Raw genomic sequence first — 245 nt, 5'->3', positions numbered from 1 at the left:
CGACGCCTCTCTATGAGGAAGTTTCGCTCACACCTAACACCACAACCGAGCTCCACGAAGCGCCGCTTGGAGCACTCGTTGGTCTGATCAAGCAGACGGTGGAGGCAGAGGGACCGATCCACAGGGACGAGGTGATCACGCGAATCCGCACGGCGTGGGGTCTGCAGCGCGCTGGCAACCGGATCGATTCCCATGTCGGCAACGCCATCAATACGGCGGTCAACGCGGCGCACGTCTATAGATCC

General features: G+C 61.2%; 1 protein-coding gene. It reads left to right on the top strand.

Annotated features, from left to right (window positions below; genetic code table 11):
- The coding region (locus AF337_RS31905; protein WP_152971269.1) for a DUF3320 domain-containing protein at window positions 1-245 on the top strand (245 nt) is incomplete at both ends.

It is taken from the genome of Rhizobium ecuadorense, assembly GCF_001187535.1.
Classification (GTDB): domain Bacteria; phylum Pseudomonadota; class Alphaproteobacteria; order Rhizobiales; family Rhizobiaceae; genus Rhizobium; species Rhizobium ecuadorense.
The sequence above is the reverse complement of the archived record's forward strand: the minus strand, read 5'-3'. Positions and strand labels throughout refer to the sequence as shown.